Source organism: Enterovibrio norvegicus FF-33 (genome assembly GCF_000286835.2).
Classification (GTDB): Bacteria; Pseudomonadota; Gammaproteobacteria; order Enterobacterales; family Vibrionaceae; genus Enterovibrio; species Enterovibrio norvegicus_A.
In genome coordinates this window covers 2,626,968-2,644,122 of record NZ_AJYD02000038.1, presented here as the reverse complement: position 1 = coordinate 2,644,122, position 17,155 = coordinate 2,626,968, and the positions used below count along the sequence as shown (strand labels likewise).

The window sequence follows — 17,155 nt, the reverse complement described above, 5'->3', positions numbered from 1 at the left end:
CGTCATGTAACGGATACAAAAAGAATTCAACTTCTACTGGAAGCATAAAAATAATGAGCAATGTAATCTTTAGCCAAAAACTCTATGACGCGGCACAACGCGTAGTAGATGGCTGTATGGGCGATGCAGATCCAGCATGTCAAACAGCATGTCCAATGCACACTGATGTTAAACAGTATGTGCGTCTGGCCGGTGAAGGTAAGTATCAAGAAGCACTTGATACCATTCGCGGAAAATTGTTTTTGCCACAAACACTGGGCCGCATTTGTGCGCACCCATGTGAAGCGGCATGTCGTCGTAACACAGAATACGGCCAAGCAATCAGCGTGGCGGGCATTAAGCGCTTCGTTGCTGAAAAAATGGATAACAAAGAAAACTGGGATCTTGCCGTTCTTAACCCAACGGGTAAGAAGATCGCGATTATCGGTGCGGGCCCTGCGGGTGCTCAAGCGGCAATCGAGCTGCGTCGTAAAGGTCACAGTGTCACCATTTTTGAAAAACTGAGCGTATACGGCGGCATGATGCGTGTCGGTATCCCAGAATACCGTCTGCCACGTAATGTGATCGATTTCGAATACAGCTACCTAGATATGCTGGGCATTGAAACCAAGTTCGGTGTGGAAATCGGCAAAGACATCACTTTCGAAGAACTGCGCAATACCCATGATGCCGTTGTTCTGGCGCACGGCGCGCACATTGGTTCAATCATTCCTCTGCCGGGTCACAAAGCAGAAGGCGTGTTCTCAGCGGTTGAATACTTGAAAGAAGTCTCTGAAACCCGTGCGTTCCCGCGTGCTGGTAAGCGTGTGATGGTTATTGGTGGCGGCGACGTTGCCATGGACTGTGCACGCTCTTCATGGCGCATCGGTGCAGATGAAGTGCACCAGTGTTCACTGGAAAGCATGGAAAATCTGCCAGCAAGCCACGTTGAAATTGAAGAATCGCTGGAAGAAGGCGTGTCATTCAACGCAGGTTGGGGCCCAATCTCTATCGAAGAGAAAGACGGCAAAGTGTTCTCTATCACACTGAAGCGTGTACTTTCTATTCTCGACGCAAACGGTAATTTTGCACCGAGCTACGCAGACGAAACCCGTGTTATTGACGTCGACACCGTGTTATTCGCAACCGGTCAAATTGTTGCCGACATCACTGATGGTGCGCTTGAGCAAACCCGTGGCGGTCGTTACGTGGTTGATAAGAATACGATGGCAACCTCAGTGGCGGGTGTGTATGTAGCGGGCGATGCCTGTGGCGGTAACATCGTGATTGAAGCGATGGCGCTGGGCCGTAAAGCGGCAATGAGCATTGAGCGCCAATTCGCAGATCGTCCTTTAGAAGAAGGTCGTGATTTCCAAGATGAATACAGCTACGCATCTCGTCTGGACGTTCCACTACCAAAAGGCACGGTTGATGTTCCACGTCTGCATGGCGAACTGCGCGATGCGGAAGAACGCAAACGCGACTTCGCACAAGTTGACTTCGGCTTTACCCAAGAGCAAGTGAAGCAAGAGTCTACGCGTTGTCTGCAATGTAGTTGCAAACTGTGTATGAGCGAGTGCGTCATGATGAACGACTTCGGTGATTGTCCAAAGACGCTGTTCACTGATTTTGTTGGCAAGAAAGAGATGGATCCGCTGCTGGCTTACTCTTGTAACGCTTGCGACCAGTGCACCATCGTCTGCCCGAAAGATTACCCGATGAAGGAAATCTTCCTTGGTGCGCGTGTTGATTTCGTGAATGCGAACAATGGCGAATCACCAATGAAAGGCCACAAGGCGATCAACATGCACCAGAAGCTGGGCTTCTCGAAACTCTTCACTATGGCTAAACGCGCGGTAACGACAAAATGACCAATAAAGTATTTATGCCAGGATGCAGCCTGCCATCCTACTCACCAGAAGGCGTGGCGGCGATTGCTGCCCACCTGAAAAATGTATTCCCAGAAATGGGTGCAGTTCAGAAATGTTGCGGTAAACCTACCGCGGCAATTGGTCAGGCTGACAAATTCAAAGAGCGTTACGGTCAGCTACAGGCTGACTTTGACAAACTTGAAGCAGAACAAGTTATCGTGGCGTGCCAGAGCTGCTACGGCATGATCAAAAAATCGGGTGGCAAGCAAAAGCCGTTGTCGCTTTGGAAACTGCTACCAGAAATCGGCCTTCCACCTGAGTTGGTTGGGAAAGCAAACGACAGTGATGTGGTATTTACCATTCACGACTCTTGCTCTACCCGCTACGAAAGCGAACTTCAAGACGGTATCCGTTGGATCCTGAACGAGCTGGGCTATAAAACTGTTGAACCTGAATTCACTCGCGAAAACACACGTTGCTGTGGTTTCGGTGGCATGGTGGTTCCAGCGAACCCAGGCGTGGCGAACCGCGTTGTTCAGCGCCGTGTTGATGAGTTCCAAAGCGATCACGTTGTGGTTTACTGCGCAGCATGCCGTGCATCCATGATGGGTGTGGGTCAAAACTCATGGCACATTCTGGATCTGATGTTTGGTCCTGTTGTGATGAAAGACTCACCCGCACCGGTCAACGTATTGGCAAGCCCAGTGAAAGCATGGTTCAACCGTTATAAGTCCAAAGCGGCGCTGATCAAGTGCGTGTCACTGTAACTATCAGTCACGTTAATTATTGGCCAATCTAGCGCGTTAACATCATCAATCACTTTGCGTTCCCCCGCGTGTTGATGATGTTGGCGAGAAGCTTGATCTAGCCAAGGTCTTGCCTTCTTTGGCAAGACACTGTCGAATTCGTTTTTATTGGGTAACACATAATGAAATTTGTAAAAATTGGTTTGTTCGCTTTGGCGATCGCAGCGATTGTTTTCGTGGCAAAGCAAACAGGCATTCTTGAAATCATCACTGACATCAAGAGCCTGCAAGATTGGATCGCGGGCTTTGGTGCAATGGGTTACGTCGTGTTTGTCGGTGCATTCGTGTTTGCCTGTGTATTCCTGTTGCCGGGTAGTGCGTTCACCATTGTTGCGGGCATCGTGTTTGGCCCTATCAAGGGTGGCGTTTTGGCGCTGTTCTCTGCCACGCTAGGTGCTGTGGTTGCGTTCTTAGTTGCTCGCTTTTTGTTGCGTAAGACCATCATGAAAAAGTTTGGTGACAACCCAATCTTCAAGAAAATTGATGATGGTGTAGCAACAAACGGTGCAAGCTTTTTGATCCTGACGCGTCTTGTTCCTGTGTTCCCATTCAGTCTGCAAAACTACGCTTATGGCCTAACTAGCTTAAACCTTGGTACTTACGCGCTGGTTTCTCTGATCACCATGGCGCCGGGCGCATTCATTTTCGCTTACATGGCGGGTGACATCGCAACGAACGGCGTATCAGCCATGTTGCTAGTTAAGTTCGCAGGTGCAGGTTTGGTGTTGTTCGGTATGTCACTTATCCCGAAATACATTGCTAAGAAAAAAGGCATCAACATGGAAGAATTAGCGAAATAACTTGCGCTAGTTTCTGAAGTGAATATTGTGTCGTCCCTTGCTACACGTAAGGGACGATTTTTGCATTTATATCCTTCAATAAAATGCAGAAAACCCAATAAGAAAATAAGACCGAATTCGATGAAAAAACTGATTTCTGCCATTGCATTGCTCACTGCCTCTTGTGTCGCTTTCGCCACTGATCTCGATAACTGGCAACAGATCGAAGAAGACGCTGTTGGGCAACACGTCTATTTCCACGCATGGGGTGGAAATCAGGAAATAAACCGTTACCTGCATTGGGCAAAGCAAGAAGTGCAACGCCGTTATGGCGTGACGCTGCATCACGTAAAAGTGGCGGACATTACCGAAACCACGACACGTTTGATCGCCGAAAAAGCGGCGGGAAAAACCCAAGGCGGCAGTGTCGACCTGATGTGGATTAACGGCGAAAACTTTAAATCACTGAAAGACAGCCAATTACTGTTTGGCCCGTTCGTGGACAAGCTGCCGAGTTGGACATTCGTTGACCAGTCTTTGCCTGTGACCGTCGATTTCTCCGAGCCTACCGAAGGATTAGAAGCGCCTTGGGGCATGGGGCAGTTAGTGTTTGTTCACGATGAGGAAGAACTGACTAACCCACCACGTTCATTTACTGAAATGCTCAGTTACGCCCAAGCACACCCGAACCGCATCACGTATCCAAGACCGCCAGAGTTTCACGGCACCAGTTTTTTGAAATCGCTGTTGATTGAATTGACCAGCAGTGATGAACGTTTGCAGCGACCCGTGTCGGAGGCGGATTATGCGTCAGTGACGAAACCGTTGTGGACGTACTTAGACGCGTTACATCAAGTCGCGTGGCGCGGAGGCAAGCAGTTCCCAGCAGGCACAGCCGAAACCTTCCAATTGCTGGATGATGGACAAATCGATCTCGCCATCACCTTTAACCCAAATGCGGTGTACGCTGCGCATGCCTCGGGTAATTTAGCCGAATCGACTCGCGCCTATGCGTTTGATTCTGGCGCCTTGTCGAACATTCATTACCTTGCTGTGCCGTGGAATGCGAATGCCAAAGCAGGTGCGTTAGTAGTGACTAACTTTTTACTTTGCCCTGAAGCGCAATCACGCAAAGGGAACATTGAGATCTGGGGCGATCCCTCAGTATTGAGAACGGAGTACCTGTCTGGCTCTGCCAAAGAGAACACGCCATTTAAATCTATTGCCGAAACCCACCCGAGTTGGCAAAGCGCCATCGAGAAAGAGTGGCTGACACGTTACGGAAGCTAGATTTGATGTTACGCGCGCTCTATTTAGTTATCGTCATTTGTTGCGTGCTGCCGACCGTGTTTGGGTTGGTGGGCGTCTCTTTGTCTTCACTCGGCTATATTCCGCCGCTGGGCATGCATTATCCGTCGTTGGACGGCTTCGCCATGGTGTTTGATTGGCAAGGTGTGTGGCGCTCCATCAGCATGACGGTGTATTCCGCCGTTGCGAGCACCTACCTAGCATGCTTGATCACTTTTGCTGTTTTGCAGGCCAGTTGGGGCACTGCGTTTTGGCGCAAAGTTGAAGTTTCGTTATCGCCATTACTTGCGGTTCCTCATGTGGCGTTTGCGATTGGTTTTGCTTTCTTGTTCGCGCCAACAGGGATGGGCACACGCTTACTGCATGAATGGTTTGCCTATGATTCCGCGGCGCAGGGCGTGGCTGATCTCGCGCTGGTGATCAACGACCCGCATGCGCTCGGCATGATCCTGATGTTGGCGTTTAAAGAAGTGCCGTTTTTATTGTTGATGAGCATTTCGATTTTGCAGCAAGTGAATGTGAGCCAAATTGAAAAAGTGTCAGCATCCCTTGGTTACAGTCGCGCGCAAGCGTGGTGGAAGTGTGTGCTGCCGCAATGGTTGACCAAGCTTCGTTTCCCAATGCTGGCGGTCATGGCATATGGCCTGTCTGTGGTTGATGTGGCGTTGATCATTGGGCCGACCAATCCGCCCACTTTTGCGGTGTTAGTGTGGCAATGGTTTAACGATCCGGATTTAACCTTACTCCCCCGTGCATCCGCCGGTGCTGTCGTGCTGTTCGTGATTTCCCTGATATTGATCGGCCTTGCGCGCTTCATCGAGTGGTCAATCACTAAGGGGTTGAGGTCGTGGCAATACGCAGGGCGATGTGGATTTACCCTGCCGGGTAAAACCGTATTCTTGGGATTACTCGTGATGTCCGTGTCTATGATGCCGCTGATGTTGTTGTGGAGCGTTGCCCAACGCTGGCGCTTCCCTGATTTATTGCCAAGCCGATACAGCCTGCGTTTTTGGGAATTCGAATGGGCGTCCATTGTTGGCACCATTGAGCAGAGTATGCTGATCGCGTTGATTTCAGCCACCACCGCCTTGGTGATGGCATTGCTTGCTCACGAATATCGTCTGCGTTACCGCTTGCAGGTACCGGGCTACATCATCGCTATTCCTATGTTAATCCCTCAGCTTTCCATTTTGTTTGGCATGCAGGTTGTGACCTTGTACGTCAGCGGTGACGCGCATTTATTGTGGGTGTGTTGGGCGCATGTATTTTTCGCTTTCCCGTATGTTTACTTGTCGTTAGATGGCCCGTGGCGCAGTTACAACGAAGGCTTTACGCGTGTTGCTTTGAGTCTGGGTAAATCGCCGCTGCATGTTTGGTTGAATGTGAAACTGCCGATCCTACTTCCTGCGATTGTGTTCGCGTGGGCGATTGGGGTTAGCGTCAGTCTCGCGCAATACCTCCCTACACTGGTACTCGGGGCGGGTAGAATCAGCACCTTGACCACAGAAGCGGTGGCGCTCTCAAGCGGGTTCGATCGACGTGTTACGGCGATCTATGCCATTTGGCAGGCGTTATTGCCGCTGCTATTTTTCTCATTTGCGATATTTGTCAGCCACTTGCAGGTCAAATATCGTCGACTTTCAATCAAAGGGTTATTGCCGAATGAGTATTTGTCTCGAAAACCTCGCCATTCGTAAAGCCTCTGGCGAGACGCTGTTTTCGTCGCTCAATATGTGCGTTGAAAAAGGGGATATCCTTTGTCTGATGGGCCCCAGTGGTTGTGGTAAATCAACCCTGTTGGATGCGGTTGCTGGGCATTTGTCCGATGAATTTCGTTACTCAGGCACCATCACCTTAGACGGCGTGGCGCTAGATAACATGCCAGCGCATAAGCGTGACGTGGGTATTTTATTTCAAGATGACTTGTTGTTTCCCCACTTGAGTGTGTGGGAAAACCTAGCGTTTGCATTGCCTGATGACATTAAAGGCGCTGAGCGAAAAGAACGTGCGATGCAAGCACTGAAAAATATCGCCCTCACCACATTGGCAGATTCATTTCCCGATCAGATCTCGGGCGGTCAGCGAGCACGCATTAGCTTAACGCGTATGTTGTTGGCTAAACCCAAAATAGCGTTGCTGGATGAACCTTTCAGCAAGCTCGACAAAGACCTGCGTACCCAATTTCGTGATTGGGTGGTTGAACAACTCAAAGACGCGAACATTCCTGCATTGATGGTGACACACGATATGGCTGACATTCCTCCGGGCAGTCAGCGTCTCACTTGGCCTTGGAATGCCGCGCAAGAGGAACACGTTTATGCTTGATAGCATCGGAATTAAAGCGGTGCGTTGGCCGTTATCGCGAGCCGCAGAGTGGGCCGATAAGTGGGACATCAGCGCTAATCAAACCACAGTCACGGGTTTTGCAATTGGCGCCATGGCGTTGCCGGCTTTAGCGTTTGAAAACTATGCGTTGGCTTTGCTGTTCATTGTAATTAACCGTGTTATGGATGGGCTAGATGGCGCAATAGCGCGCATTCAAGGGGTGACTGACGCAGGCGGTTTTCTCGATATCAGTCTCGATTTTCTGTTCTATTCGCTGGTACCGTTTGGCTTTGTGCTGGCCAACCCTGATCAAAATGCCATCGCAGGCGCATTTTTGATTTTCTCCTTCATTGGCACAGGAAGTAGCTTCTTAGCGTTTGCCATTATGGCGAACAAACAGGGCATCGACGATCCCGTCTACAAAAACAAATCGCTCTATTACATGACAGGATTAACCGAAGGGTCTGAGACTATTTTGTGCTTTATCCTGATGTGTGTGTTCCCTGCACATTTTATGGAAATTGCCTGTGTGTTTGGTGCCATGTGTTGGTTCACCACGGGGTCACGGATTTTTAATGGCTACCAAACCTTGGCAAAGCAAATCGTCTAGCGCCCTCGAATCAAGCGGTGATTAGAGAGTTACATACCTAAGTAAAACTGTGATAATGCCGCGCTTCAATCTATGACCATGAATCGCCGCTCCGTTCGTTTAAAGAAGGTGCGCCGTTTAACTCATTAGGAACTTCATCTATGCGTGCTTTTGTATTACGAGCCCGATCTACTTCTGTGGATAGTCAGCAAGTGTTGGCATCGGTTGGTCAGGAAGCTCATACCGAGATTTTGGCTCACACCTTAATGAACGCTATCTTTGTGGCGCAATCTCACCGTGAAGATGTCGTCGTGTATCTGGTGCTGGAAAAGACGCAAGATTACTCACGAACAATTCGTTTTAACGCGAATGAACTGACCAACGTTGGCGGATTTCATGAGCAAGCGTTATTGGCCAAAGTCGCCAGAGCGTTAGATGCTTCGAAAGGCATGGGTAAAGAACAAGAACGAGACGTTGAGCCAGGTATCTCTGTTCGTACTGTCAGCTTTGAAAAGCTGGTACAAGAACTATCAGAAGCGTATCAATTGTTCATGATGGACAAAAAAGGCACGCCTATTCGCGAACAAACGTTTCCTGCGAACTGCTGCTTCTTGCTCACCGATCACCTGCCTATGCCGAAGAAAAGCTTCAACAGCTTAAAACGCCTTGGCGCTGAGAAAATCAGCCTTGGGCCAAAAATGATCTTCGCCTCTCAATGTGTGGTATTGATCCATAACGAGTTGGACCTTTCTGAATAATCGCAATCTGCGGTCATGCTCAGTGTTGAAATTGATGAATACGCACCTTCGGGAGCGTATTTTCTTGTCTACTCATTTCAGGAAACTTTTGTCTTATAAATAAAACGTTATGTGCGCATTTGACTATGCTTATCCAGATGGGTAACTAAGGAATCGAGGCACATGGATTTTATCAATTTCAAAGTGGGACAAAAGACCGTCGCACTCAAAATCTTGGACATTCTCCTGACCGAGCAATATGAAGAGAACCTCACACAGCTTCCTAATGACCGCGAGAGCTTTCTTGGTATCAAGGATTTCATGGGTAAACCTGTTCCCATTTTTGACTTGGGTTTGATCCTAAACCGCGTGGCGACCAAAGACACCAACAACGATTTGATTGCGTTACTCTCTGCTCGCGAACAAGACCATGTGGATTGGCTGCGTGATTTGCAACTGACTATCCATGAAGGCGTGCCATTTACCAAAGCTCGAGACCCACACAAATGCGCGTTTGGCCGCTGGTACGATACTTATAAGCCAGAAAATGAAGAGTTCGCGGAGATCTTGGCGAAATTCGATGACCCACATCGCAAGCTCCATGAGTTGGCCGATGAAGTGTTGGACATGCTAAAAGCAGGCAAACAACAAGACGCGAAAGACGCCTACAGACGAGAAGAACGCTCAACGTATGCTCGCCTGATCCGCTTGTTTGAATCTGCACGAGAACAACTAACACTGGACTATAAACCCATCATCGTGTTCACCACTAAAGATGGTACGACGCCGAGCATTGGTTTACTTGTAGATAAAGTGGAAGACAATGTGTCAGTGGTTGAAACCGATATACAACCACTGGAAGAGTTGGTGAAAGTCGGCTTTGACGTGGACGCGCAAACCAAAAAACTGATGCGCGGGCTGATCAAGCACAAACAATCTCATAGCTTGATCCTTGATCCCACCGCTATCTTCTTAGATACCTCCGTAGATGAAGAAACGCCGGCAGTGCAAGATGAACCACCACTAGAACAAGCTGGCTAAGGCCGAATTCAGGTAAGGCGTGCTATTTTTCGAACATCGTTGACATAGCGCGCTTATGCATTTATCCAACTGTCATCGTTACGCCATTAGATTATTCGCCATCCAATGGGTAGTTCGCTTTTATCCAGCCAGCCATTCCCCCTTCCAACGACTGCACATGCGTAAAACCCATCGCCTGTAAGGACTGTGTCGCAAGTGCTGAGCGTGCGCCAGAGTGGCAATAGAGCACGACAGCGGTGTGAATAATGTCCTCTTTTCCCATTTTCTGATGAAGATATTTTTGTACGTTCATTTCTAGTACGCCACGAGGAATGTTGTAGGCGTTGGGAATCAAGCCGCTTTTGCATTCCTCTTTCTCACGCACATCAATCACAACGACATCGTTGAGGAGTTTCAGCAGGGTACCTGACGAAATTTCCTTGATGTGTGTTTTGGCACTCTCGACAAGTTGGTCACTCGTTAACAGCATTGTCTGCTCCATTTAGGCCGCCACTGACTGACGATATACTGCAAATAACTTCCACACAGCTTAGCCGTTGTGTCCTTCCTTCGTTGGGATAGTTAGCCTAAAAGCGGGCAATTTTTCATTTTGATGCGGACATGTAATCTTTGTTGACAGTCGACGTTGAAAGGCTGGCGCTGACATTTAGACAATGCAGGCTGCTAACCCAGCCGCAACGATTGATAAGCGCAATGATTGAACTGTGAACCATGCCGGAGTCTTTTTGAAACAGGGTGTTATGAGTGAGGTCGGTATGGTTTATTGGTGTTTGGGTATAATAATGGGTAGGGAAACAACGATGCCAAAGTATCAGTTCTTTTGTAAACCAGAATCAAATCGTAAAGAGTTCACCTATACAGATATGGGCTCTGACACCTTTGTCAGCGAAAAAGATCAGCTCTTACAGATTGGCTTTGAAGTTGAAGATGATGTGATTTATGCAGATTCTCCAGAAGATGCCATCGAAAAGTTTAAGTCAAACTTTTGTGCGCCTTTAGAAGATTATGCAAATTCAACGTCTGCAGGTGGGATAGCGACATTTGTTTATGAATCGGCGAAAGCACTTAAGTTGTACATGGCTAAAAAGTAATCATGAAATCTACAGGAATATTGGCCTATCTTGCTATCTCAACGCAATGGGCATGAAATTTAACCCAGAGAGGCCAATATTCCTGCAAGTGATTGAATCAACCGTTTGATTGAGTGACACGCTGGTAGAGGGAATCTTTCATCACTGATCTTTCATGTTTTAGCTGATGCATCGCATCATCCCCAATTGGGGCGCCTTGCAGTTCGAGAGTGCGGATTTCTTTGTCTAATGCGTTGTATTTTTTGTTGTCGGTGGCAAAGGTAGCATCCGACTCGACAAGTTGGTTTATGCGATCTTCAAGTTCTGGAAAATCATTTAGCAGTGAGTGTTTTTCGCCTAGCATACAAACTCCTTTTGAGTGGGATTTCACTAGCTGAAGTGTAGCAGGCGATGGCGCAGTATTTGTTACTGACACTGCTCAATACTCAACTTTATCAACGATCTTTCGCAGCAAAGAGACTAGTTGCTCGGTTTCGTTAGGGCTTAAATCAGCCAGCATTGCTTGGTTTACCGCTAAAGGCAATGGCGAGATGACCGCTTGTAAATCTCTGCCTTTATCAGTGAGATAGATTCGGTAGTTACGGCGGCTTTCCGGATCGGCACGGCGCTCGACTAACCCCAGCTTTTCAAGCTTATCTAACGTGCGTGTGGTGGTGGAGCTTTCTACTTTGGCCTTTTTCGCGATCTGCCGTTGGGTAACACCTTCTTCTTCCCACAGACACATCAACGTTGGCCACAGTGCCACAGTCAGCCCATGTTCTTTTAAGGCTGCATCTAGCTCCTTTTCAGCTTGTCCCGCTACTACATTTATCAGCCAGCCAAAGCTGTTCTGGCGATTAAATTCGCTCATCGTTATTCTCTTTTAGTGCCATACGTCGACGTTGTTTGCTATGCAAATGCTGGGTACAGAAAAACACTGATCAATCCACCGATACTGGCAAGTAGTATACCAGCACGTATATTGGAACGAAAAAACACACTCAAGGTGTTAGTCAGTGCTGGTTGCTTACCTGTGAGCATCGCTTTCACTAAAGGCTTGCCGCGTAAGTTATAGATGACGATCGCCAAGAGATGAAGTGCGACGCAAGCTAAAAGCAAATAAGCCAAGGTCGCATGGACGGAAATCAGAAGATCCATGTCATATAACAGGCTGTCTTCGTGGATATACGCATCAAAATATCCCCCCATCGATAACCCAACAAAACATTGCGCGAGGAGCAGAGACAACAACGTTATCACCATCCAACCACCTGCTGGGTTATGACCGACACCATGATGAGAGTGACCGCCATTTAGATAATTGATGACGGTTTTTGGCGAGCGCACAAACTGGCGGAATCGACTGGTTTCGCTACCAAAGAACCCCCACAGTACACGCCATGCCAAGAGTGTTGCTAACGCGAGACCAAACAATTCATGCGGTCCATTACCGAAAAAACCGCTGAGGGCGAGAAGGGTAAACAGCAATGCCTGTAGCCAGTGATAAAGGCGGGTAGGCAGATCCCATATCTTCATGTTCTGTATCCGATCATTGTGGATTGACAGTAATTTACACTGCAATTGTTGCTTATGCAATGATTGTGATGTAAATTGTTTTTGTCTTTTAAGTAAGCACGAAGATGATAGGGGGTATGTGTCCAGGCTAGAAGCCTTTTTGCGTATTTAATGCACATTCATCGAGCTTATCAACACTCCAATTGAAACAAGCCATTACGGCCTAAAAAGGATGTAAAGAAATGCGTAAACCAATCACGTCTGTTGCACTGATTTCTGCGAGTCTATTGATGGTGGCAAGTGCAGTGGCAGGTGACTTCTCACAACAAATCGATGAGCGACAAAAAGGTTTTCTGTCATTCGCTGACAATCTCCAAGCGATGAAAGAAATGGAAGACGGTAGTGATTCGGATTGGGCGCAGATAAAAACGTTGGCGCTGAAAAATAGCGAAACGATAGCGACATTGCCTGCGCTGTTTCCTGAAGGAAGTGATGTAGGTAGCCGAAGTCGTACAACGGTTTGGAACAAGTGGGATAAGTTCGAACAAGATCTCTCAACGCTCGATATGCAGTTTGCTGACATGGCTTCAGCGGCTGAAGCACAGGATGTTAAAGCGTTGAAAAAAGCATTTAAGGCCGCAGATCGCAGCTGCAAAAGCTGTCATCGCGGGTTTCGCACTAAACGATAAGAGGACAGTGAGATGAATCGGCAAACATTAGTGTTAATCCACCGCACGGCAGGCGCTTTGGCGTTTTTGACGGTTGCGAGCTTTTTTACATCGACGCTGTTTGCCGAACTCTCTGGTGTGCAGCACCACATAGTGGCAGTAAAGCAGGCGATTTTATGGTGCATCCCTTTGTTGATCCTATCAATGATGTTGACTGGGGTGAGCGGCAATAAGCTTTATCCGTCAAAAGGAAAAGGCGTGATTGGTGCTAAGCAAGGCCGTATGAAAATCGCGGCAGCCAACGGTCTACTTGTGATGCTTCCCTCTGCCGTGTTTTTGTACTTTAAAGCCGTTTCGCTGGAATTTGATGGTTACTTTTGGGCGGTACAAGCCATTGAGTTAGTCGGCGGTGCCATCAACCTGACTATGATTGGTTTGAACATTCGTGACGGACTGTCGCTGAAACGAACTAAGAACCCAAGGACAAAACAATCAGCATGAGAAGACGTTAACTTTCACGCGGCTATTGCTTTTTAGGCAACCCAAAACAGCACCGAATCAGTACTGTTTTTGGGTTGTCTTTGCTACTGTCCGTTGGGTTAGATCGCCTATCAGAGCGCTTCAATCGCGGCTTTCATTCTGCGTACCGCTTCTTCCAACGTTTTGCGCGTGCAGCCGAAATTCAGCCTGACAAATTGTCGATTACCAAAATCTAACCCTGGCGATAAGCCAACGCCGGCTAGTTCAAAGAAACGAAATGGGTTATCGACGGGTAATTGGCTGCAATCAATCCACGCTAAATAGGTGGCTTCAATGTGCTCTAGCTTTAAGCCGGGTAGGGCATTAATTTCTCGCATCAGATAGTCTCGGTGCCCCGCCAAATATGCCAGTTGTGCTTGTAACCATGCTTCTCCATGTTCATAAGCGGCTTCTGCGGCGGTAAAGGCAAGAAGGCTCACGCCCGGTACAATACCGCGTTTTACGTTGTTAAAGCGCGCCCGAATGTCAGCGTTAGGAATGATGGCGATAGACGCTCCCAATCCGGCGATGTTGAAGGTTTTGCTCGGCGCCATTAGCGTCACACTGCGTTGTGCTGCACTGTCACTTAAGCTGGCGAAAGGAATGTGTTTGTGTTCGTTGTCCAAAATTAGGTCGCAGTGAATTTCATCAGAGCAGACGAGCAAGTTATGTTTTTCCGCAAAAGCCAGCGTTGCTTCGAGCTCGTCACGTCGATAAACCGTGCCGCCGGGATTAAGCGGATTACACATTTGCAGCAGTCCGCCTTTGTCTGTTAGCTGATTCGATACGCCCAGCAGGTCTGGTAACCATCTGCCGTTTTCTAATACCACCGGTGCTTTGATCAGCGGACGTTCGGCTAGCTTGGCGGATGAGATAAACGGTGGGTAAATAGGGCTAGGGCTAATGATGGTTTGCCCTTGCTCGGTCAAGGCGCGTGCTGCGATGTTCAGGCCGCAAACTAGACCCGGTAAATACACCACCCATTCAGGCTGAATGTGCCAATCATAGCGTTCAGCCATGCGGGCAACGAAGATCTCGGTGAGCCTTTCTGGCGCATGGGTATAACCAAATACACCATGAGCGATGCGTGCGTGCAGGGCGTCTAAAACGGCAGGTGGTGATTGGAAGTCGCTATCAGCGACCCACATAGGAAGAATATCCTGACCTTTGTATTTGTCCCATTTGTCGCTGCTGGTGGCAGTGCGATCGAGTTCGTTGTCGAAATCAAAAACAGGCTGACTAGCTTCCATTACGCGTCCTTACGTCCTAACGTTTCTGTGCATTTAGAGAGCAATTAGCTTACTTAACGCGATGGTTGAGGGTAAAGGGAAATTAGTTTTAAGATCTTGATGTGTGAATACACAGATATAATTGCGGTGGCTTGGGTATCAGAGAGACTTGGAAAAAAATCGGGCATTTGCCCGATTCACTTATTTCTGTTGGAGTGTGTCACCAAAATGCATTCTGGCATAGTCGACACGCTCTTCTGGCGTGTGCGGTGTGGCTGAGGTGCCAAGGTGTTCAATATGACGCAACCTTGGCAGCAACCCGCAGCCATTGGCAATTTGTATCGCCAAGCCTGGACGTGCATTGAGTTCTAGGACCATTGGGCCTTGTTCTTTATCAAGTACCATATCGGTGCCGATATAACCAAGGCCTGTCATTTCCCATGCACTGGCAGCAAGTACGAGCAGTTGTTCCCAGTGAGGCACTTTAAGCTCACTGAGTGGTCTACCTGTATCAGGGTGGCGCTCAATGGGGCGGTTAAACTGCACCGCGCGCACGGCGTTACCTGTCGCAATGTCAATGCCGACACCCACTGCGCCTTGGTGAAGGTTTGCTTTACCGTCAGACGCTGAAGTGGAAAGGCGCATCATGGCCATCACGGGATAACCTTTGAACACGATGACGCGAATATCCGGCACGCCCTCGAAGCTGAAGCCATCAAATACATTATCGAACTGGATCAGGTTTTCCACTACGGCAACGTCGTTTTTGCCACCCAGCGAGAACAAGCCTGCCAGTGTGTTGGTGATGTGGCGTTCGACTTCGCTTTTGCTCACCTCTGCACCTGACGGTTTCTTGTAAACACCGTCTTTGTTAGAGGTGACGACCAAGATACCTTTACCGCCTGAGCCTTGTGCGGGCTTGATAACAAAGCCCGGCCAGTTTTCGACCATTTTATGAATGGAAGGAACGCTGTGCTGTTCACTAAGCACACCAATTAATTCAGGTACTGTCGCCCCTGATTGCTGGGCGAGGTGCTTGGTTTTGAGTTTGTTATCCACCAAGGGAAAAAGCCTGCGCTGATTATAGCGGCCGATGTAACTGATGTTACGACGGTTCATACCCATAATGCCGGCGCGGTTTAGCTTAAACGGCGAGGTGTATTTTTTTAACAATCCCAACATGCGCTTAGTCCTTCACGAGTGGCTTAAAACGCTTCAATTCGCTGAGGCGATAACCGGTGTAGTTACCCAACATCAAGATAACAGCCAGAATCACGAGCTGAATGCCGATGAAGTTAAACGTAATGTGGCGAACAAAGTCATTGGTCATAGCAAGGTAAACGAGTACCGCGGTCAGTAGTGAACCACCACCTTGCACGAGGACTTCTTTCGGGCCTTCTTCTTCCCAAATGATAGACATTCGCTCGATAGTCCAAGACAGGATAATCATTGGGAAGAAGGTGATGCTGAGACCTTCTACCAACCCAATCTTAAAGGCGACTACCGTGAAGACGGCGATAATCAAAATCACGGTGATGATTACCGCAGATATCCTTGCCACGAGGAGTAAGTTAAGCCGCGACAAATAACTTCGAATGATTAAACCTGTTCCGACAATGAGCAGGAAGCCAACAATACCGGGCACCAATTGGGTTTGCACAAAAGCGACGGCAATCAGCACTGGCATGAAGGTACCCGACGTTTTGAGACCAACAAGTACGCGCAGCAAAACCACGATCAGCGCGCCAATAGGCACGAGCATAATGGTTTTGAACATGGCCTGTTCTTCAATCGGCAGACTGTGAATGGAAAAGTTCAGCAGGCTTTCTGCTTGGATTTTTTCATCTGTCGCTTGTTTAGGGCTAATGTCCTGAGAAATGATGGAGAAGCTGACCTGACTATTCGTACCACCTGTGACTTCGAGCAGTGGCGTGCCTTTTTCATTCCAAAGCAGCAGATTTTTTGTGAAATCTTTTGAGCCGGTTTCAAGGTTAAATAACTGCCAGTGTTCACCGTCCCAAATTTCGACCATCGGGATGATGTTTTGGCGGCGTCGACCATCTTCCAGTTGTAATGCACCCGCCACGCGAGCATGGATGTTTTCGAGTGACAAGATCGCCACGACCGCGTCAGCTTTGCTCATCTCTTTGGTCAGCAGTGCGGCGTTTTGGCTTTCGTTGTCGTTAAATTGCTTGATGAGCTCGCGTGTGAGCGTGCTGTTATCTGCAGAAAGTTGTCGAGCTTCAGTCAAAATAGTGTCAGCTGCGGTTTTTAATGGGCCATCGAGAGCGATAGGGACAACATTGCCAATCGGCGGCTCATTGGGGAATTTGGCATTGTCATCAACCAGCATTTGGTTTTTGAAGTACAAGATTTGCTGGCCTGCTGCTTCGCGCTTGGTCCATTCTGCGCGGCGACCATTCTCGGTATTGACCAGTGCAAAACCATAACCGGGAGAGCTGGTGTTCTCGTTGATCAAAGTAAAGCCGTTTTGGGTATCAGGTGTCGCCAAGGACACTTTAACGGGATCGCCTTTCGCTTCAAATTCAACGCGGGCTTCAACTTCCCAAACTTGGTGTTTTTGCCCGGCAGTCCAAGGCACACCGTAAACATCGTGACGGTACATACTCATGCCGATCCCCACTATAACAAGCAGGCTGACCAACAGATAAAAAGGGACGCGTGAAGTCATGTTTTCCTCTTTCGCTTAACTGATGAA

General features: G+C 48.4%; 19 protein-coding genes. 12 read left to right on the top strand and 7 right to left on the bottom strand.

Translation table 11 applies throughout. The features are described 5' to 3' along the window. Positions 1-53: 53 nt before the first annotated feature. The 9 genes from A1OO_RS19770 to A1OO_RS19730 all read left to right on the top strand — a co-directional run bounded on the left by A1OO_RS19770 (position 54) and on the right by A1OO_RS19730 (position 9,435). Positions 54-1,850, top strand: coding sequence for an FAD-dependent oxidoreductase (locus A1OO_RS19770; RefSeq protein WP_017004182.1), 1,797 nt, complete (start codon positions 54-56; stop codon positions 1,848-1,850). After that, positions 1,847-2,617: a (Fe-S)-binding protein gene (locus A1OO_RS19765; RefSeq protein ID WP_017004181.1), complete on the top strand. Its 771-nt coding sequence runs from the start codon at positions 1,847-1,849 to the stop codon at positions 2,615-2,617. The genes A1OO_RS19770 and A1OO_RS19765 overlap by 4 nt, the downstream gene beginning before the upstream one ends. Before the next feature lie 161 nt (positions 2,618-2,778). Then, positions 2,779-3,456: a TVP38/TMEM64 family protein gene (locus tag A1OO_RS19760; RefSeq protein WP_016961240.1), complete on the top strand. Its 678-nt coding sequence runs from the start codon at positions 2,779-2,781 to the stop codon at positions 3,454-3,456. Between the two features lie 120 nt (positions 3,457-3,576). Next, on the top strand, positions 3,577-4,725 hold the full coding sequence (locus A1OO_RS19755) for an ABC transporter substrate-binding protein (RefSeq protein WP_017004180.1): 1,149 nt from the start codon (positions 3,577-3,579) through the stop codon (positions 4,723-4,725). Between the two features lie 5 nt (positions 4,726-4,730). Beyond that, positions 4,731-6,440, top strand: a complete 1,710-nt coding sequence (locus A1OO_RS19750; RefSeq protein ID WP_017004179.1) for an ABC transporter permease — start codon at positions 4,731-4,733, stop codon at positions 6,438-6,440. After that, on the top strand, positions 6,406-7,068 hold the full coding sequence (locus A1OO_RS19745) for an ATP-binding cassette domain-containing protein (RefSeq protein ID WP_017004178.1): 663 nt from the start codon (positions 6,406-6,408) through the stop codon (positions 7,066-7,068). Before A1OO_RS19750 ends, A1OO_RS19745 begins: the two co-directional genes overlap by 35 nt. Next, a complete protein-coding gene (locus tag A1OO_RS19740) occupies positions 7,061-7,678 on the top strand; it encodes a CDP-alcohol phosphatidyltransferase family protein (protein WP_017004177.1) in 618 nt (205 codons plus the stop codon). Before A1OO_RS19745 ends, A1OO_RS19740 begins: the two co-directional genes overlap by 8 nt. 140 nt (positions 7,679-7,818) lie before the next feature. Continuing rightward, positions 7,819-8,415, top strand: a complete 597-nt coding sequence (gene trmY, locus A1OO_RS19735) for a tRNA (pseudouridine(54)-N(1))-methyltransferase TrmY (RefSeq protein ID WP_016961245.1) — start codon at positions 7,819-7,821, stop codon at positions 8,413-8,415. A 162-nt stretch (positions 8,416-8,577) separates the two neighbouring features. Next, positions 8,578-9,435, top strand: a complete 858-nt coding sequence (locus A1OO_RS19730; protein WP_017004176.1) for a CZB domain-containing protein — start codon at positions 8,578-8,580, stop codon at positions 9,433-9,435. Between the two features lie 91 nt (positions 9,436-9,526). Here the strand turns inward: A1OO_RS19730 and A1OO_RS19725 are convergent, their stop codons facing one another. Next, positions 9,527-9,904 carry a rhodanese-like domain-containing protein gene (locus A1OO_RS19725; protein WP_016961247.1) on the bottom strand — a complete coding sequence of 126 codons (378 nt, stop codon included), beginning with the start codon at positions 9,902-9,904 and terminating at the stop codon, positions 9,527-9,529. A gap of 331 nt (positions 9,905-10,235) precedes the next feature. On the opposite strand from A1OO_RS19725, the gene A1OO_RS19720 reads away from it, so the two are divergent. Continuing rightward, positions 10,236-10,526: a hypothetical protein gene (locus tag A1OO_RS19720; protein ID WP_016961248.1), complete on the top strand. Its 291-nt coding sequence runs from the start codon at positions 10,236-10,238 to the stop codon at positions 10,524-10,526. A 97-nt stretch (positions 10,527-10,623) separates the two neighbouring features. Here the strand turns inward: A1OO_RS19720 and A1OO_RS19715 are convergent, their stop codons facing one another. From A1OO_RS19715 to A1OO_RS19705, 3 genes are all read right to left on the bottom strand, one after another. Then, complete coding sequence (locus A1OO_RS19715; protein ID WP_017004175.1) at positions 10,624-10,869, bottom strand: YdcH family protein; 246 nt, start codon at positions 10,867-10,869, stop codon at positions 10,624-10,626. 75 nt (positions 10,870-10,944) lie between these two features. Continuing rightward, the gene (locus A1OO_RS19710) at positions 10,945-11,376 is read right to left on the bottom strand and encodes a MarR family winged helix-turn-helix transcriptional regulator (RefSeq protein ID WP_016961250.1); all 432 of its coding nucleotides are present in this window, start codon (positions 11,374-11,376) and stop codon (positions 10,945-10,947) included. Positions 11,377-11,414: 38 nt separating this feature from the next. Next, positions 11,415-12,041, bottom strand: a complete 627-nt coding sequence (locus A1OO_RS19705) for a cytochrome b/b6 domain-containing protein (RefSeq protein WP_016961251.1) — start codon at positions 12,039-12,041, stop codon at positions 11,415-11,417. Positions 12,042-12,262: 221 nt separating this feature from the next. Here A1OO_RS19705 and A1OO_RS19700 point away from each other — a divergent pair, with 221 nt between their 5' ends. Continuing rightward, positions 12,263-12,709, top strand: coding sequence for a c-type cytochrome (locus A1OO_RS19700; RefSeq protein ID WP_017004174.1), 447 nt, complete (start codon positions 12,263-12,265; stop codon positions 12,707-12,709). Between the two features lie 12 nt (positions 12,710-12,721). Continuing rightward, on the top strand, positions 12,722-13,189 hold the full coding sequence (locus A1OO_RS19695; RefSeq protein ID WP_017004173.1) for a hypothetical protein: 468 nt from the start codon (positions 12,722-12,724) through the stop codon (positions 13,187-13,189). Between the two features lie 110 nt (positions 13,190-13,299). On the opposite strand, the gene A1OO_RS19690 is transcribed toward A1OO_RS19695, so the two are convergent. The 3 genes from A1OO_RS19690 to A1OO_RS19680 form a co-directional block, all read right to left on the bottom strand. After that, the gene (locus A1OO_RS19690) at positions 13,300-14,457 is read right to left on the bottom strand and encodes a MalY/PatB family protein (protein WP_017004172.1); all 1,158 of its coding nucleotides are present in this window, start codon (positions 14,455-14,457) and stop codon (positions 13,300-13,302) included. Positions 14,458-14,637: 180 nt separating this feature from the next. Further along, the gene (locus tag A1OO_RS19685; RefSeq protein WP_017004171.1) at positions 14,638-15,618 is read right to left on the bottom strand and encodes an alpha-L-glutamate ligase-like protein; all 981 of its coding nucleotides are present in this window, start codon (positions 15,616-15,618) and stop codon (positions 14,638-14,640) included. A 4-nt stretch (positions 15,619-15,622) separates the two neighbouring features. After that, complete coding sequence (locus A1OO_RS19680) at positions 15,623-17,128, bottom strand: inactive transglutaminase family protein (protein ID WP_017004170.1); 1,506 nt, start codon at positions 17,126-17,128, stop codon at positions 15,623-15,625. Positions 17,129-17,155: the final 27 nt, after the last annotated feature.

Coding starts and splice junctions, on each gene's coding strand:
- A1OO_RS19745 (WP_017004178.1), top strand. CDS start 6,406: ATGAGTATTTGTCTCGAAAACCTCGCCATTCGTAAAGCCTCTGGCGAG.
- A1OO_RS19755 (WP_017004180.1), top strand. CDS start 3,577: ATGAAAAAACTGATTTCTGCCATTGCATTGCTCACTGCCTCTTGTGTC.
- A1OO_RS19770 (WP_017004182.1), top strand. CDS start 54: ATGAGCAATGTAATCTTTAGCCAAAAACTCTATGACGCGGCACAACGC.
- A1OO_RS19740 (WP_017004177.1), top strand. CDS start 7,061: ATGCTTGATAGCATCGGAATTAAAGCGGTGCGTTGGCCGTTATCGCGA.
- A1OO_RS19705 (WP_016961251.1), bottom strand. CDS start 12,041: ATGAAGATATGGGATCTGCCTACCCGCCTTTATCACTGGCTACAGGCA.
- A1OO_RS19730 (WP_017004176.1), top strand. CDS start 8,578: ATGGATTTTATCAATTTCAAAGTGGGACAAAAGACCGTCGCACTCAAA.
- A1OO_RS19700 (WP_017004174.1), top strand. CDS start 12,263: ATGCGTAAACCAATCACGTCTGTTGCACTGATTTCTGCGAGTCTATTG.
- A1OO_RS19695 (WP_017004173.1), top strand. CDS start 12,722: ATGAATCGGCAAACATTAGTGTTAATCCACCGCACGGCAGGCGCTTTG.
- A1OO_RS19680 (WP_017004170.1), bottom strand. CDS start 17,128: ATGACTTCACGCGTCCCTTTTTATCTGTTGGTCAGCCTGCTTGTTATA.
- A1OO_RS19750 (WP_017004179.1), top strand. CDS start 4,731: ATGTTACGCGCGCTCTATTTAGTTATCGTCATTTGTTGCGTGCTGCCG.
- A1OO_RS19720 (WP_016961248.1), top strand. CDS start 10,236: ATGCCAAAGTATCAGTTCTTTTGTAAACCAGAATCAAATCGTAAAGAG.
- A1OO_RS19765 (WP_017004181.1), top strand. CDS start 1,847: ATGACCAATAAAGTATTTATGCCAGGATGCAGCCTGCCATCCTACTCA.
- A1OO_RS19715 (WP_017004175.1), bottom strand. CDS start 10,869: ATGCTAGGCGAAAAACACTCACTGCTAAATGATTTTCCAGAACTTGAA.
- A1OO_RS19725 (WP_016961247.1), bottom strand. CDS start 9,904: ATGCTGTTAACGAGTGACCAACTTGTCGAGAGTGCCAAAACACACATC.
- A1OO_RS19690 (WP_017004172.1), bottom strand. CDS start 14,457: ATGGAAGCTAGTCAGCCTGTTTTTGATTTCGACAACGAACTCGATCGC.
- A1OO_RS19760 (WP_016961240.1), top strand. CDS start 2,779: ATGAAATTTGTAAAAATTGGTTTGTTCGCTTTGGCGATCGCAGCGATT.
- A1OO_RS19710 (WP_016961250.1), bottom strand. CDS start 11,376: ATGAGCGAATTTAATCGCCAGAACAGCTTTGGCTGGCTGATAAATGTA.
- A1OO_RS19685 (WP_017004171.1), bottom strand. CDS start 15,618: ATGTTGGGATTGTTAAAAAAATACACCTCGCCGTTTAAGCTAAACCGC.
- trmY (WP_016961245.1), top strand. CDS start 7,819: ATGCGTGCTTTTGTATTACGAGCCCGATCTACTTCTGTGGATAGTCAG.